This window comes from Streptomyces sp. NPDC015125 (genome assembly GCF_043080045.1).
GTDB lineage: Bacteria > Actinomycetota > Actinomycetes > Streptomycetales > Streptomycetaceae > Streptomyces.
Map to the genome: position 1 here is coordinate 163,044 of NZ_JBIBVF010000003.1, position 15,526 is coordinate 178,569.

The window sequence follows — 15,526 nt, forward strand, 5'->3', positions numbered from 1 at the left end:
ACCCTCTGGCGCCGCTACCCTCTGCCGCCCCACCCGCCCTGGCCGCTACCCGCCCTCGCCCCACCGCCACCGCAGCCGCTGCTCCAGATCGTCGCTCTGCGGCTCGAACGTCGGGGCTTCGTGGGTGGGCTCGGCGGTCGGCGTGGGTTCGGCCGGAGCGGTGGGCGTGGGAGGTTCGCCGGTCGGCCGGGTCGGGGCGCCGGTGGGCGGTGTGGGAAGGGTGGATCCGGTCGCGCCGTCGGACGGCGAGCCCGAGACGCTGGGGGAGGCCGAGTCGCTGCCGGACGGCGAGGGCGACACCGGCTCCGCGCCCTCCTCCAGTTGCAGGTCGAAGTCGCGGACCGGGCGTCCGCTGAGCGCGGCCGCGGTGTAGTCGGCCCAGATCTGGGCCGGGTAGTCGCCGCCGTTGACCCGCGCCAGCCCTCCGGCGCCGTAGAGGGGTTCCTGGGCGGCGCTCTCCGGGTTCTGGCCGAGCACCGCGACGACGGTGGCGAGATCGGGGGTGTAGCCGGCGAACCACGCGGCCTTGTCGTTCTCGGCGGTGCCCGTCTTGCCGGCCGCGGGCCGCCCGGCGCCCTGGGCCGCGGTGCCGGTGCCGCCGTCGACGACGCTGCGCAGGATGGAGGTGGTGGTGTCCGCCGCGGCGCGCGGGATGGCGGTGGTCTCCTCGCGCTCGGGCAGCTCGACCTCCTCCTCGCTCTTGGTGATCTTGTCGACCAGGGTGTACGGCCGGTGGCTGCCGTGGTGGGCGAGGGTGGCGTAGACCTGGGTCATGTCCAGGACGCTGGGGGTGGCGGTGCCCAGCGAGATCGCGCCCTGGGACGAGGCGAGGCTGGGGGTGCCGGCGGGGATGCCCAGGTCGACGGCGGTGGCCTTGACCTTGCCGGGGCCGACGTCGATGCCCAGCTGCGCGTAGACGGCGTTGACGGATTTGTCGGTGGCCTCGCTGACGGTGATCGGGCCGTAGGAGCGGTCGTCCTCGTTGGCGGGCGCGAAGCCGGTGCGGGTGCCGTGACTGACCGTCATCCGCTTGTTGGTGCCGTCGTAGACGGTGTTGGGGGTGATCCGCTCGCCGTCCTGGGTGGTGGAGTTGTTCTGTACGGCGGAGGCGAAGACGATCGGCTTGAAGGTGGAGCCGACCTGGTAGTCGGCGCGGGTGGCGCCGTTGACGAACTGCTTGGCGTAGTCGATGCCGCCGTAGAGGGCGACGACCCGGCCGCTCGCGGGGTCGATGGAGGCGCCGCCGGCCCGGACGTAGCGGTCGACCTTCCGGGAGTCGTCGAGGCGGTCCATCACCCGGGTGTTGACCGCCTTGACGAAGGCGTTCTGGCGTTTCTTGCTGATGGTGGTGGTGATGCGGTAGCCGCCGGTCCGCAGGGTGTCCTCGTCGAGGATCTTGTTGTCGGTGAGGTAGTTCTTGACCGCTTCGACGAGGTAGCCGCGCTGGCCGGACAGCCCGGTGGAGGGCTTGGCGGGCTTGGGCAGGGGGAACTCCAGCGCGGCCCGATCGTCCTTGGTGAGCCACTTCTGCTTGACCATGCCGTCCAGGACGTAGTTCCAGCGCGCCAGCACCCGCGCACGGTTGCCGGGGTGGGCGCTGATGTCGTAGGCGCTGGGAGCGTTGAGGAGGGTGGCGAGGTAGGCGCCCTGGGCGCAGGTCAGCTGCTCCGCGTTGCGGCCGTAGTAGGACTGGGCGGCGGCCTGGATGCCGTAGGCGTTGCGGCCGTAGTAGCTGGAGTTGAGGTAGCCCTCCAGGATCCTGTCCTTGCTCACCTCGCGGTCCAGTTTGATGGCGATGAAGAATTCCTTGGCCTTGCGGGTGACGGTCTGTTCCTGGCCGAGGTAGTAGTTCTTCACGTACTGCTGGGTGATGGTGGAGCCGGACTGCTTGCCCTTGCCGGTCACGGTGTTCCAGGCGGCGCGGAGCATCGCGGCGGGGTCGACCGCGGACTCGGCGTAGAAGTCGCGGTCCTCGGCGGCGAGTACGGCCTGCTGGACGGATTTCGGGACCTGGCCGAGGGTGACGTTCTGCCGGTTGATCTCGCCGTCGCGGGCCAGCTCGGAGCCGTCGGAGTAGAGGTAGACGGTGCTCTGGGCCTTCGCGGCGCTGTTGGCCGGCGGGATCCCGACGAGCAGATAGCCGGCGACCAGCCCGCCGACGATGAGCAGCAGGAACAGCAGCACGGTGCCCAGCACCGTGCGCCAGGTGGGGAGGACACGGCGCCAGCCTGTGCGTTGTCCGCTCATGTAGGTATGGACTCCTCGGCCGCCGCCGAAGGTTGTACTGCGGCGGTCGTGTCGTGTCGGGGGATGCGCGCGGTATGCCGCAAGGGCAACTGCCGCCCGTGGGGAAACTCTCGCATCATGTGCCCCGGTCGGGCGGGGTGGCGCGCACCGAAGTCCGCCAGCTGACCGGCTGAACGGCGCCCACGGCTCACCCGAAGCGGTGATAATGCGATGGCGGGTTGCCGTGCTCGGGGCCTAGGCTCCGGTGCTTTGGCCGTCCGACGACTACGGGGCTGGGGGAAACGCGTCGTGTGGTACGTCGCGGTGGCAGCCGGCAGCTTCCGGCGGTACGCCACCTACCGCATCGCCACCGTGGCGGGCGTGTTCACCAACACCGTCTTCGGCTTCATCGTCGCCTTCACGTATATCGCGCTGTGGGACGAGCGGCCGCAGCTGGGCGGCTACGACCAGACGCAGGCGCTGGCCTTCGTGTGGACCGGGCAGGCGCTGCTGGCCTGCACGGGCCTGATGGGCGGCGGCGGTCTGGACGAGCTGCAGGAGCGGATCCGCAGCGGCGATATCGCCGTGGACCTCTACCGGCCCGCGGATCTGCAGCTGTGGTGGCTCGCCGCGGATCTGGGGCGGGCCTCGCTGCAGCTGATCGGCCGCGGGGTGGCGCCGATGGCGGTGGGCGCCCTGGCCTTTCCGCTCGCCCTGCCCGGCGATGCGCTGACCTGGGGCTGTTTCCTGCTGTCGGTGCTGCTCGGGGTGCTGGTCAGTTTCACGTTGCGCTATCTCGTCGCACTGGCGTCGTTCTGGCTCCTCGACGGCACGGGGCTGGCCCTGATCAGCGGTCTGGCCTGCATGTTCTTCTCGGGGATGGTGCTGCCGCTGCGGGTCTTCCCCGGCGCTCTGGGCGAGGTCGCCCAACTACTGCCCTGGGCGGCGGTCCTGCAGGTGCCGGCCGATGTGCTGGTGGGTGCGCGCAGCGGCGGCGCGCTGCTGCGGGGGCTGGTCTTCCAGGCCGGGTGGGCCGTGGCGCTGCTGGCGCTGGGGCGGCTGGTGCAGTCGGCGGCGACCCGCAAGGTGGTGGTGCACGGTGGATAGGGGGTGTCTCGGGGAGACACCCCCCGGCGGCCGGCCGGGGGAGCGGGCCGGCGGCGGGGGCCGCGTCGCCCAGGGGATCTTCGCGTACGGGCTGATCGTGCGGATGTGGATGCGCTCCGCCCTCGCCTACCGGACCTCGTTCCTGATGATGGCGTTCGGCAACTTCGCGGCCAACGCCCTGGACTTCGTCGCGATCATGCTGATGTTCTCGCGGATCGACGCCCTCGGCGGGTTCTCGCTGCCCGAAGTGGCCTTCCTGTACGGGACGTCCGGAGTGTCGCTGGGACTTGCGGATCTGCTGCTGGGCAGCATCGAAGGGCTGGGCCGGCGGGTGCGGGACGGCACCCTCGACGTCCTGCTGCTGCGCCCGGCGCCGGTCTTCGCGCAGGTCGCGGCGGACCGCTTCGCGCTGCGCAGGCTGGGCCGGCTCACCCAGGCGCTGCTGGTGCTCGGCTGGTCGCTGTCCCGTCTCCCGGTGGACTGGACGGTGGGCCGGGTGCTGATGGTGCCGCTGATGGCGGTGTGCGGAACGGCCATCTTCGCGGCGGTCTTCACGGCGGGCGCCGCCTTCCAGTTCTGGGCGCAGGACGCGGCCGAGGTGCAGAACTCCTTCACCTACGGCGGCAACGCGATGCTGCAGTACCCGCCGACGGTGTTCGCCAAGGAGCTGGTGCGCGGGGTCACCTTCCTCGTCCCGCTGGCCTTTGTGAACTGGCTGCCCGCGCTGCGGCTGCTGGGCCGCCCCGATCCGCTGGGGCTGCCGGGCTGGGTGGACTTCATGGGCCCCGTGGTGGCGGCGCTGATGTGTGCGGGGGCCGGGCTGGCGTGGCGGCGGGGGCTCCGGGCGTACCGGAGCACCGGCAGTTGACGGGGCATCACCTGCGGGGCAGGGCGGGCAGGGACGGGACGGGACGGGACGACGGAAGAGGAGGACGCGTGGTGAGCGAAACCGCCGGGGCGGCGCCGCTGATCGAGGTGGACGGCCTGGAGAAGGTCTTCTCGGTGCGGCGCAAGGCGGGCCGGCTGCGGCGGGTACGGCAGGAGGTCCGGGCCGTGGACGGCATCTCCTTCCGGGTGCCGCGCGGCGAGATGGTCGGCTTCATCGGCCCGAACGGCGCCGGGAAGTCCACCACGATCAAGATGCTGACCGGCATCCTGGTGCCCAGCGGCGGCCGGCTGCGGATCGCGGGCATCGACCCGTCCCCGGGCTCCGGTCTCCGCGCGGGCCACGACCGCGGGCGGACCCGGCTCGCCCGCCGGATCGGGGTGGTCTTCGGACAGCGCACCACCCTGTGGTGGGACCTGCCGCTGAAGGACTCCTACGAGCTGGTGCGGCGGATGTACCGGGTCCCGGACGCCGTCTACCGCGCCAACCTGGCACGCTGTGTCGAGCTGCTGGACCTGGGCCCGCTGCTGGCCGTACCGGTACGGCAGCTGTCGCTGGGGCAGCGGATGCGCGGCGATCTCGCGGCGGCGCTGCTGCACGACCCCGAGGTGCTGTACCTCGACGAGCCGACCATCGGCCTCGACGTGGTCAGCAAGGCGAAGGTGCGCGAGTTCCTGCGCGAGGTGAACGCCGAGCGGGGCACCACGGTCCTGCTGACCACCCATGACCTCACCGACATCGAGCAGTTGTGCCGCCGGGTGATGGTCATCGACCACGGCAGGCTGGTCTACGACGGCGGCCTCGACGGGCTGCGGGCGGCCGGTGAGGGTGAGCGGACGCTGGTGGTGGACCTGGAGCGGCAACTGCCCCCGATCGAGGGCGTACCGGGCGCCCGTACGGTCAAGGTCGACGGGCCCCGGCAGTGGCTGGCGTTCCCGGCGTCGCAGAGCGCGGCTCCGCTGGTCGCGGCGGTCGCCGCGCGCTATCCGCTGGTGGATCTGTCGGTGCGGGAGCCGGACATCGAGACCTTGATCGCCGAGCTGTACGCGGGCGGGGGAAAGCGGCCGGAAACCGGGCGGAGCGGGGGCAACGGGGGCCCGGCGCTCTAATGTGTCCGTATGACTGAAGAACTCCCTGAATTGCGCGCCTCCGACGCCGACCGTGAACGGGTCGCCGAGATCCTGCGGGACGCCGTCGCGGAAGGGCGGCTGGCGATGGAGGAGTTCGACGAGCGGCTCGACACGGCGTACAAGGCCCGCACCTACCGGGAGTTGGAGCCGCTCACTGCCGATCTGCCGGTGGCCACGGCGGGCCCGGCCCCGGCCCCGCTGTCGCTGCGCAAGGAGAGCGCGGCCTCCACGCCGTGGGCGGAGCGGATCGTGGACGGCACCGAAGGCTCGTCGGTCGGCCTGGCCCTCATGGGCGGCTTCCAGCGCAAGGGACGGTGGACGATCGGGCGCCGCTTCACGGCGGCCTGCCTCATGGGCGGCGGCGAGATCGATCTGCGCGAGGCGCACTTCGCCGGGCCCGAGGTCGTCATCACCTGCTGGGCGCTCATGGGCGGGGTGAACATCCTGGTGCCGCCGGGCGTCGAGATCGAGGTGCGCGGCGTGGGCATCATGGGCGGCTTCGACTCGCGCGAGGAGGGGGTGCCGGGCGAGCCCGGCGCGCCCCGCGTCATCGTCCGCGGCGTGGCGATGATGGGCGGCGTCGGCGTCGAGCGCAAGCTGCCGAGGGCCGACAAGCGGCGCCTGAAGGAGGAGCAGCGCCGTGCGAAGGAGGAGCGGCGCCGCCTCGACGGCCACCCGCGCAAGGAGCTGGGCTGAGGCGGCGGTCGCTGCTCCGTTCGCGTTACAGCGCGGCGGGCGCGGCCAGCTTGAGGTGGGCGAGGTTCACCGCGTGGGCCATCACCCGGAAGCCCTCGTCGCTCGGGTGGAGATGGTCACCGGAGTCGTAGGAGGGCCGCAGCCGCACCGGCGCCGACGGGTCGCGCAGCGCCTTGTCGAAGTCCACGACCTCGTCGTAGACGGTGCCGGAGCGGACGATGCGGTTGACCCTTTCGCGCACCGAATTCAGCAGGTCGGAGTAACCGCGGTGCCCCCCGAACGGGGTAAGGGTGCTGCCGGTGACGCGCAGTCCGCGGGCGTGCGCCTGCCGGACGATCTCCCGCATCCCCGCAACGATCTTCTGCGGGTCGAGCTGGCGCGGGGTCTTGAAGAGGTCGTTCAGCCCGATCTCGACGATCACCGCCTTCACCCCGGTACGCGACAGCGCATCGCGCTCCAGGCGGGACAGCACGCTGGGCCCGTTGTTCGGGGAGAACCTGGAGCCGTTGACCAGCAGGCGGTTGCCGCTGATGCCCTGGTTGAGGACGCCGTAGCGGGGCGCGCCGGGCTCGTTGCGCAGCCTCGCCGCGAGGAAGTCCGTCCAGCGGTGGTTGGCGCCGGCGGTGGAGGTGATGCCGTCGGTGATCGAGTCGCCGATCGCCACGACCGAGCCGCGGGCCTGGGTGCTCCACACGTCCACACCGGTCAGATAGCGCCAGTACGGGCTCTGCTCGGTGTAGGCCGCGCCGGTGGCGTCCTCGGCCCGGTCGCCGCGCGCCAGGTAGGAGGTCTGCCGGGCGTACGGGTGGTAGGTGGCGGGCCCCGAGGGGGACGGGGAGTACGTCGTGACCAGCAGGTCCGCGTCGCCGGGCACCTTCAGCCGGGTCGGGTCGCTGGTGACGGCGCCGCCCGCCGGGATGGTCACCGCGGGCTTGCCGTTGAAGGACAGCCGCCGCATGGTGCCGTCGGCGGCCGTGGGGTTGCTGGGGGCCGCGGCCAGCGCCAGGGTGGCATGGCTCACCACCAGCGGACGCGTGCCGTAGAGGTTGGAGAGCTGGATGCGCACGCCCGACCCGCCGACGCTGGTGTGCACGACGTTGCGTATCGACATCCCCGCATAGCCGTTCAGGGTGCCGGGCTCGGCCGCCGCCGCGGCCGCCGACCAGGTGCCGACCCACTGCCCGGAGACCGCCGGCGCGGCCGGGTCGCGCGGCTTGTGCGAGGAACTGCCGAGCCCGCCGTCGTCGCCGCCGAAGCCGACGAATATGGCGGTCGAGATCAGCACCACCACTGCCGCCAGACCGGCGAGCAGGGAGTAACCCACACTTTTCTTCATGCGGGAGGGGTCTCCTGGGTAAAGCGGAGCAGCACGCTCCGGGCGGGCAAGGGCAGCGGATGATCAGCGGCACCGTTGCGGTCCGATCGGTCCATCATGATCCCACGGACCTCCGGGGTGCCGCCCGGCGCCCCGCTCGATGCCTCCCCGGCATGGACGCCGGGAACTCGTGGTGCGTTCCAGGAGTAGGTCACAGTGGGATATAGGTCCGTACCGGCGGCCGTGTGTGCGGAGCGGGACGGTCCGGAGGATGGCGGGGGCACGGTGGGAGCGGTGGAGCGGATGGAACGCACAAATGCCGATACGGCGCCGAAAGCGGAGCGGGTGCCGGGGCCGGGCGCGGGGCCGGCGGGCCGGCCCGCACCGGGCGGCGGCTTCGCGTACGGCGCCGCCGACGAGGAGCGCCGGCGCGCCGTACGCCGGATGAAGGCGACGGCCACCGGCCTGCTGCTGGCCGTCGCCCTGGTCTACGTCCTGGCGAAATGGGCCGGAGCCCAGGGGGCCGGCGGCTGGACCGGATTTGTCGCGGCGGCCGCGGAGGCCGGGATGGTCGGTGCGCTGGCCGACTGGTTCGCGGTCACCGCGCTGTTCAAGCGGCCGATGGGCCTGCCGATCCCGCACACCGCCATCATCCCCACCAAAAAGGACCAACTGGGTCGGAGTCTGGGTGATTTCGTCGGCGAGAACTTCCTCTCCGGTGAGGTGGTGCGCCGCCGGCTGCGCTCCGTCGGCATCGGCCGCCGGGTCGGCGGCTGGCTCGCCGAGCCCCGGAACGCCGACCGGGTCACCGCCGAGCTCTCCACCGCGCTGCGCGGCGCGCTGACCGTACTGCGCGACGCCGATGTGCAGGCGGTGGTCGGCGAGGCGATCACCCGCCGCGCCGACGCCCACGAGATCGCGCCCGGGATCGGCACGATGCTGGAGAAGATCGTCGCCGAGGGCGGCCACCGGCGGGTGGTGGACCTGCTCGTCGCCCGCGCCCACGACTGGCTGGTCGAGCACGGCGACTCCGTGATGAGCGCGGTCTCCGGCGGCGCCCCCGGATGGACCCCGCGGTTCGTCGACCGCAGGGTGGGCGACCGGGTCTACAAGGAGCTGATGCGCTTCGTCACCGAGATGCGGGACATGCCCGAGCATCCGGCGCGCGGGGCCATCGACCGCTTCCTGCGGGACTTCGCGGCCGATCTGCAGTCCGATCCGGACACCCGGGCCAAGGTCGAGCGGCTGAAGTCCGAGGTGCTGGGGCGCGGCGAGGTGCAGGATCTGATCACCTCGGCCTGGGGCTCGGTGCGCGCCATGATCGTCGCCGCGGCCGAGGACGAGCGCAGCGAGCTGCGGCTGCGGGTGCGGGCGGCGCTGCTGTCCCTGGGCCGGCGGCTGGCCGACGAGGAGCGGCTGCAGGAGAAGGTGGACGGCTGGCTGGAGGGCGCGGCCGTCTATGTGGTGACGACGTATCAGAGCGAGATCACCTCCCTGATCACCGAGACCGTCGCCGGCTGGGACGCCGAGCACACCTCGAAGAAGATCGAGGCGCACATCGGCCGCGACCTGCAGTTCATCCGGATCAACGGCACCGTCGTCGGCGCACTGGCCGGCCTCGCCATCTACGCCGTCTCGCAGGCCTTCGGCGGCTGACCCCCGCCCGGGGACCGGGTCGTGCGCCGCCTCTGGTGGCTTCGGCCCGCAGGGCTTACGGTGCCCGCGTGCGGGAGCGGATACCGGTAGTCGTACAGGGGCGGCGCACCCGTCGCTCCCGTGCCGCGCGGGCGCTGTGGACGGGTGCCGAGCTGGCCGTGACGCTCGGCGCCGTACTCCTGCTGTTCGTCGTCCACCAGCTGTGGTGGACGAACCGTCAGGCGCAGCACGCGGCGCACGACCAGGTGGACCGGCTGGAGCGGCAGTGGGACGCCCGGCCGCCGTCAACCGCCGCGCCCCGGGCGCCCGGTGGCGACGAGGGGGCGGCGGCCCGGACCGGGCCCGGCGGCCCGCCGTCCGGCACACCCGCCCGCCGCAGCGCCGGCCGGCCCCCGGCGCCGCCCCGGAACCTGGCGTACGCCGTCCTGCGCATCCCGCGGATCGGCCTCACCGCCCCCGTCGCCCAGGGCGTCGGCAAGGCAGCGGTCCTCAACAAGGGCTACGTCGGCCACTATCCGCACAGCGCCCAGCCCGGCGAGGCCGGCAATGTCGCACTGGCCGGGCACCGCAACACCCACGGCGAGCCGTTCCGCCGTCTCGACCGGCTGCGGGCCGGCGACACCGTCCTCCTCGACACCGCCGAGGCCCACTACACCTACGTGGTCCGGCGCGCCCTGCAGCGGACCACCCCCGCCGACGGCACGGTCCTCGCCACCGTCCCGTACAGCAGCGTGCACCCCGCCTACCGCTTCACGGCGCCCGGCGCCTATCTGACCCTGACGACCTGTACGCCGGAGTACACCTCCACCTACCGGCTGGTGGTCTGGGGCGTGTTGCGGTCGACACAGTCCCGGTGAGGGCGGGTGTGGGTCGCCTAGGCTCAACCCCCGTGCGAAACGAGACCTCCGGCGGGCGATCCCCGGGTTCGAGAAGGCGCCCCGCGCTGCTGTGGCTGCTGCTGCCGTATGTGCTGTTCCTGGCGGTGCTGCCGCTGGTGAACCGGGTGACACCGACGGTGCTCGGCCTGCCGTTCCTGTTCTTCTGGATGCTGGTGGCGACGCTGGCGACTCCGCTGTCGGTAGGGCTGGCGCGGCGCGGCGACCGCAAGCGGGGCCGGGGATGAACGCCACGGTGTCCACCGCGGTCTTCGGCGGTTTCATGGTGCTCACCGTCGCCCTCGGCCTGCTCGCGGTGCGCGGCCGCGGCTCCGGCGGGGGGCTGACGGAGTGGTCGGTGGGCGGCCGGAGCCTGGGGACCGTCTTCATCTGGGTGCTGATGGCGGGCGAGAGCTATACGAGCTTCAGCTACCTCGGCGCGGCCGGCTGGGGCTACAAATTCGGTGCCCCGGTGCTCTACGTCCTGGCCTACATGTCCTGCGGCTATGCGCTCGGGTACGTCGTCGGGCCGATGCTGTGGGCCTACGCCCGCCGCCACCACCTGGTCGGCATCACCGACATGGTCGCGCACCGCTACCGGGCGCCCTGGCTCGGCGCCGCCGTCGCCGTCCTGGCCACCGTCTGCCTGCTGCCGTACATCCAGCTGCAGATCACCGGCATGGGGGTGGTCGTCTCCACCATTTCCTATGGCGCCATCAGCCTCAACTGGGCCTATTTCATAGCCTTCGCCGTCACCACCGGCTTCGTCGTGATCAGCGGGCTGCGCGGCAGCGCCTGGGTGTCGGTGCTCAAGGACCTCCTCGTCATCGCCACCCTCGGCTTCCTCGCGGTCTATGTGCCGCTGCACTACTTCGGCGGCTACGGGCCCTTCCTGCACCGGATCGTCGCCGAGAAGCCGCAGTGGCTGACCTTCCCGGGCCATGAGCCGGGCGGCCTGGGCCCGGTCTGGTTCGTCACCACCACCGTCGTCAACTCCCTCACGGTGGTGATCTTCCCGACGACCGTGGCGGGCTATCTGGGGGCCCGCAATGCCGATGTGCTGCGCCGTAACGCCCTCTATCTCCCCTTCTACAACGTGCTGTTGTTCGTGCCGATGCTGCTGGGTATGGCGGCGCTGTTCGTGGTGCCCGGGCTGGTGGGCGCGCACTCCGATCTCGCGCTGTTCAAGCTGGTGGTGGACTCCCTTCCGGCCTGGGCCGTGGGGCTGACCGGGGTGGCCGCCGCCCTCTCCTCCATCGTGCCGATGGCCGTGTTCATGCTGGTCATCGGCACGATGTGGGGGAGGAGCGTGCTGGGGGCGCGCTGGCGTCCGGACACCGGGGCCGGGGAGGCTTCCGGGGAAGGACGGCGGCGGACGGCGGGCGGGCGGCAGAAGCTGTGGTCGCAGCTGGTCGTGGTGGTGGCCGGAGCGCTGGCGCTGCTGCTGACCTACACCGCCCCCGACACCCTCGTCCGGCTGTCCTTGATTTCGTACGAGGGCATGGCACAGCTCGTGCCGATGCTGCTGCTGGGGCTGGTGTGGCGGCGGCTGACGCTCTGCGCCGCGGTGAGCGGCCTGGTGGCGGGCTTCGCGCTCGTCTGTGTCCTGGTCTTCGGGGGACACGACCCGGTCTGGGGGATGAATGCGGGGATCGTCGCGCTCGCCGTGAATGTGGCGGTGGCGCTGGGGGTCACCTGGCTGGGGCCGCGCGATGCAGACGAGAGGCCGGACACCGAGGTGCTGGCGCTGGACGACGAGTTCCCCCGGGACGGTGCCCGCTCGCGGGACGGGGCGGCCGGCCCTACGGCGTCGTCGTGATCTTCTTGCCCTCCTTGGAGACCGCGAACCACAGGCCCATCTTGCCCTGGCCGTTGATGTCACCGGGCTGCTTGTCGCCGGTGAACCAGTAGACCGGCCAGCAGTCGACGGCCAGCTGGCGGGTGCCGTCGGGGCGGGTGACGGTGGAGATGAGCTTGGGGGCGATGCCGTTGAGCTTGGAGCGGTCGGCCGGCTTGGCGGGCTTCCAGGTGTCCAGGCAGGCGTCGTTGCAGCCGAACTTCATCGGCCAGGCGCTGTCCTTGTTGAAGCGGTACAGGGTGCGGCCCATGCCGTCGACGAGGATCGAGCCGAGCTGGGGGTGGTTGAACACCGAGACATCGCCGGGCTTTTGGGCGCCGGCCTTCTTGCCGTCGGCGGCCAGCGCGTTCCAGGTGCCGCCCACGCCCTGGCCCTTGGTGTCGCCGGGCTTGGTGTCCTTGGCGTAGCGGTAGGCGGGCCAGCCGCCGATGGTGAGCTGCTTGGTGCCGTCGGCGCGGGTGACCGAGCCCAGCTTGCTCTTGTCGATGCCGGCCGGGGCGGCGGCGCCGTCGGCGGGGACCACCGGCCAGGTGGTGGCGCAGGAGCCGGAGCAGTTGGACTTGGAGGGGTCCGCGGTGTCCTTGTCGAAGCGGTAGAGGGTCATGCCCTTGGAGTCGGTGACGACCGGCCCGAGTTCGGTGTCCTGGTGCAGGGCCAGCGTGCCGGCGCTGGGCGCGGACTGCGGGGCCTTGCCGCCGTTGTCGCCGCCCGCCTGGCCGCCGTAGCCGTTGTCGCCCGAGCCGGAGGACCCGTAGCCGTAGTCGCTGGTGCCCTGGCCGGCGGGCTGGACGTTGTCGGTGGTGGCGGTGCCGGCGCTCTGGTTGGCGCTGCTGCCGCAGGCGGCGGTCAGGGCCAGGGTGGCGACCGCCGCGGCCGCGAGACCCGCACGACGTCGAGTGCTCATGATGTCTCCTTGGTCGGTTGGTGATTCCGTCGCTTGCTGAGGTGAGGGCTGGGACGGTGGCCCGGGCGCCGATGCGGCCCGGGGGCCCGGCGGGGTGCCGTCGCCGGGGGAATACGCGCTACGGGGTGCCGGGCGTTCAACGGAGCCGAAGAATTTTCTCCGCGGGCAAAAACCTTGCCCCGCGCCCCGGTTGACGCCCCGCCCCCGCAGCTCAGCTGCCGCCCTGCACCCGCAGTGCGAGTGCCGGGCAGCGGCGCACCGCGAGCTGCGCACGGCGCCGCATCCGGGCCGGCAGCGGCATGCTGGCCTTCTCCGGATAGCCGTCCGGGCCCAGCTTGATGATGCCGGGCACCACATCCGCGCACAGGCCGTGGCCGCGGCACAGCGTCCAGTCGACCAGCAGCCTCTCCTGCGGCGGCGCGGCCACCCGGGCGGGGGCGGGGGCCGGCTGGGGCACGGTGGACGGCAGCGGCCGGCTCCCGGTGACCGGCAGCGCACCGGTCACCGGGCGGCCGCATCCGAACCCCTGCGCATGCCGCTCGAACTCCTCGGGGAAGGCGGCGAGAGCCGAGGCGACAAAGCGCGCGGTGCCGTCCGGATGGCTGCAGGCGCCGCGCTTCTCGACCGCCCGCATCCGCGCCTGTACGGCTTCCAGGGCGGCACCGCCGCCGCCCCGTACGGCGCGGTCGAGCTGCTCGGCGAGCGCGGGCAGCCCCAGCGCGCAGGGGCCGCACTGGCCGGCCGATTCGGCACCCATCCACTGCGCGACGCGTACCGTCTCGCCCGCTGGGCAGGTGTCGTAGGGCAGCGGCAGCACCGCTCCCGCACCGAGCACCGCGTTGTACTCGGCCAGCGACTCCTTCGACAGCGACGCGGTGAGCGCGTCGGTGGGCGACACGAAGGTGCCGTGGTAGCCGCCGATCAGCACGCCCTGGCCCTGGTCCATGCCGCACAGCGCCAGCACCCGGGCCAGCGAGACGCCGTAGGGCACCTCCACCACCCGGCTGCCGGCGACCGTCAGCAGCAGCGTGCCGGGCTCCGTGGGCAGGCCCACGGAGCGGTAGCCGAGCGCACCGAGCCGGGCGGCCACGGCGAGCTGGGCGTAGGTCTCGGTGTTCGACAGCAGCGTCGGCACACCGTTCAGCCCGCGCTCGCTGGAGCGGATCTTGCGGCCCGAGGGCAGGCCGGGGCCGCCGCCCAGCCCGTTGGTCATCGCGGAGCCCTCGCCGGTGACGAACCGTTCGGTCAGCAGGGTGACCCGTAACGTCGGCCGCACCGGGCCGCGTTCGTCGATGGCGCTCTGCACGGATTTCAGCACGTCCATGCGGGTCACGCCGATCGCGATCTCCTGGGCGCCCAGCGCGTCGGCGGCCAGCAGCGCGCCGTCGATCATCAGATGCGGGGCGTGCAGCAGCAGTGCGGTGTCCTTGAGACAACTGGGCTCGCCCTCACTGCCGTTGACGACCACCGCGCCCTTGCCGTCGGCCTTGCGCATCCCGTCCATGACGGCGGTGAGCTTGCGGGCGAAGGGGAAGCCCGCACCTCCCCGGCCGCGCAGGTCGATGTCCTCGGCCAGCGCCACCAGCTCCGTGGAGCTGAGCTGGGGCAGGCTGCCGTGCCGGGAAAGATGCGCCACCCGGCCCATGCGCGGCATCTCGTCGAGCCCCGCCAGCAGGCGGGGCGGGCCGAAGGACGCCAGCGTCGGCACGGGCTCCGGGGGGCCGGGGACGGCCGGGAGCGGGCGGGTGGGGGCGGGGGCGGTCATGGGAGTTCTCCTGAGTTCCTGCGTGAGTCGCGTATCCGCAGCGCGAGTCGTACGGCCACCGCGATGAGGCAGATGGCGTAGCCGACGAGGGCATAGCCGGCCGCGGGGCGGCCCGCCCTGAGGCCGTGCACCAGGGCCAGGCCCCAGGCGGCGTACGCGCCCATGTGCAGCCCCCGCCACCACCGGGAGGCGGTGATGCCGGTGAAGGCGCCGCGCACCGCGCCGGTCACCGCGACGGCGATGAACACGTAGGCGGCGAGGGTGCCGAGGCCGATGAGGCCGGGGCGGGCGCCATCGGTGAAGGGCACCGCGGCGGCCGTCGCATCGGTGTGGCCCTCGGTGACCTTGACCCAGATGTGCAGGCCGAGGAAGCCGAGGCCGGCGACGCCGGTGCCGCGGTGCACGGCCTGGGCGAGCAGCCGGTGGCCGGACTTCAGCACCATCCGGTCGGTGGCGGCCAGGCCCCACAGCACGGTGACCGACAGGGAGACCAGCGCGAGTACCCCGGCGCCGAAGTCGAGGAAGTTCATCAGGCCGTCCATCGCGCCGGAGCGCAGCATGACGGCGAGGAAGAGCAGCAGAGCGGCCGGAAGCGCCGGGCGGAGCGCGGCGGTTCCGGCGAAGCCGCCGGCCGGTCGGCGGGCCGGCGGCCCGGGTTCGTTCGGGGGACGCCGGGGGCGAGGCACGAAAGGCGAAGGCCGGGCTCGGTGTGCGGCGCGGCGGCTCTGCATACGCGGTGCGGACATCGGACCTCCCGGTGTCAGGGCGCGGGTGCGGGATGCGAATTTCGATGAAATCTCCCGGGGGCGTAATTTGCCCGGGGCTTTTGTTCGGGTGACCCCCGGTAACACTGAACATTCTGTAACCGGCCGGATACACAGGGCCGTAATGCGGATGTGTAAAAGCATCTCCGAACGCGTTCAGGCTTTCGTAAGGTTTATCGCGCTGTGACAAATTCCTGCACTGGCATCGCGGTCCCGCGGGGTGACTCCGGATGATGCCGACTCAGGCGCACGGGGGGCGCCAATCCCCAGTAACAGCCGCATCCCCGCCAGGATCGAGGTAGCGATGTGTGATCTCCTGAACCGCATCTGGTCGCGTCCACGAG

At 72.3% G+C, this 15,526-nt stretch carries 13 protein-coding genes; 8 read left to right on the forward strand and 5 right to left on the reverse strand.

Annotated elements, in window-relative coordinates; translation table 11 throughout:
- Positions 1–45: 45 nt before the first annotated feature.
- Positions 46–2,247, reverse strand: coding sequence for a transglycosylase domain-containing protein (locus ACF088_RS10600; protein ID WP_392375204.1), 2,202 nt, complete (start codon positions 2,245–2,247; stop codon positions 46–48).
- A gap of 288 nt (positions 2,248–2,535) precedes the next feature.
- On the opposite strand from ACF088_RS10600, the gene ACF088_RS10605 reads away from it, so the two are divergent.
- From ACF088_RS10605 to ACF088_RS10620, 4 genes are all read left to right on the forward strand, one after another.
- Entirely contained in the window at positions 2,536–3,333 is a 798-nt protein-coding gene (locus tag ACF088_RS10605) for an ABC transporter permease (RefSeq protein WP_392375206.1), read from the forward strand.
- 103 nt (positions 3,334–3,436) lie between these two features.
- Positions 3,437–4,201 (forward strand): ABC transporter permease, encoded by a 765-nt coding sequence (locus tag ACF088_RS10610; RefSeq protein WP_392375581.1) that lies wholly within the window; start codon positions 3,437–3,439, stop codon positions 4,199–4,201.
- Between the two features lie 71 nt (positions 4,202–4,272).
- Entirely contained in the window at positions 4,273–5,328 is a 1,056-nt protein-coding gene (locus tag ACF088_RS10615; RefSeq protein ID WP_392375208.1) for an ATP-binding cassette domain-containing protein, read from the forward strand.
- A 9-nt stretch (positions 5,329–5,337) separates the two neighbouring features.
- Entirely contained in the window at positions 5,338–6,045 is a 708-nt protein-coding gene (locus tag ACF088_RS10620; protein WP_392375210.1) for a DUF1707 domain-containing protein, read from the forward strand.
- Positions 6,046–6,070: 25 nt separating this feature from the next.
- Here the strand turns inward: ACF088_RS10620 and ACF088_RS10625 are convergent, their stop codons facing one another.
- The gene (locus ACF088_RS10625; protein WP_392375212.1) at positions 6,071–7,381 is read right to left on the reverse strand and encodes an SGNH/GDSL hydrolase family protein; all 1,311 of its coding nucleotides are present in this window, start codon (positions 7,379–7,381) and stop codon (positions 6,071–6,073) included.
- A 282-nt stretch (positions 7,382–7,663) separates the two neighbouring features.
- On the opposite strand from ACF088_RS10625, the gene ACF088_RS10630 reads away from it, so the two are divergent.
- The 4 genes from ACF088_RS10630 (at position 7,664) to ACF088_RS10645 (ending at position 11,710) form a co-directional block, all read left to right on the forward strand.
- Positions 7,664–9,016: a DUF445 domain-containing protein gene (locus tag ACF088_RS10630; protein ID WP_392375214.1), complete on the forward strand. Its 1,353-nt coding sequence runs from the start codon at positions 7,664–7,666 to the stop codon at positions 9,014–9,016.
- A 68-nt stretch (positions 9,017–9,084) separates the two neighbouring features.
- On the forward strand, positions 9,085–9,873 hold the full coding sequence (locus tag ACF088_RS10635; RefSeq protein WP_392375216.1) for a class E sortase: 789 nt from the start codon (positions 9,085–9,087) through the stop codon (positions 9,871–9,873).
- Between the two features lie 32 nt (positions 9,874–9,905).
- Positions 9,906–10,139 (forward strand): DUF3311 domain-containing protein, encoded by a 234-nt coding sequence (locus tag ACF088_RS10640; protein ID WP_392375218.1) that lies wholly within the window; start codon positions 9,906–9,908, stop codon positions 10,137–10,139.
- Positions 10,136–11,710 carry a sodium:solute symporter gene (locus tag ACF088_RS10645; RefSeq protein ID WP_392375220.1) on the forward strand — a complete coding sequence of 525 codons (1,575 nt, stop codon included), beginning with the start codon at positions 10,136–10,138 and terminating at the stop codon, positions 11,708–11,710. The genes ACF088_RS10640 and ACF088_RS10645 overlap by 4 nt, the downstream gene beginning before the upstream one ends.
- On the opposite strand, the gene ACF088_RS10650 is transcribed toward ACF088_RS10645, so the two are convergent.
- The 3 genes from ACF088_RS10650 to ACF088_RS10660 form a co-directional block, all read right to left on the reverse strand.
- On the reverse strand, positions 11,694–12,653 hold the full coding sequence (locus tag ACF088_RS10650) for an SCO0930 family lipoprotein (protein ID WP_392375222.1): 960 nt from the start codon (positions 12,651–12,653) through the stop codon (positions 11,694–11,696). The two genes, ACF088_RS10645 and ACF088_RS10650, sit on opposite strands and share 17 nt — an antisense overlap.
- Positions 12,654–12,864: 211 nt before the next feature.
- A complete protein-coding gene (locus ACF088_RS10655) occupies positions 12,865–14,418 on the reverse strand; it encodes an NADH-ubiquinone oxidoreductase-F iron-sulfur binding region domain-containing protein (protein ID WP_392375224.1) in 1,554 nt (517 codons plus the stop codon).
- A complete protein-coding gene (locus tag ACF088_RS10660) occupies positions 14,415–15,164 on the reverse strand; it encodes a hypothetical protein (protein WP_392375226.1) in 750 nt (249 codons plus the stop codon). Before ACF088_RS10660 ends, ACF088_RS10655 begins: the two co-directional genes overlap by 4 nt.
- Positions 15,165–15,526 lie beyond the last annotated feature (362 nt).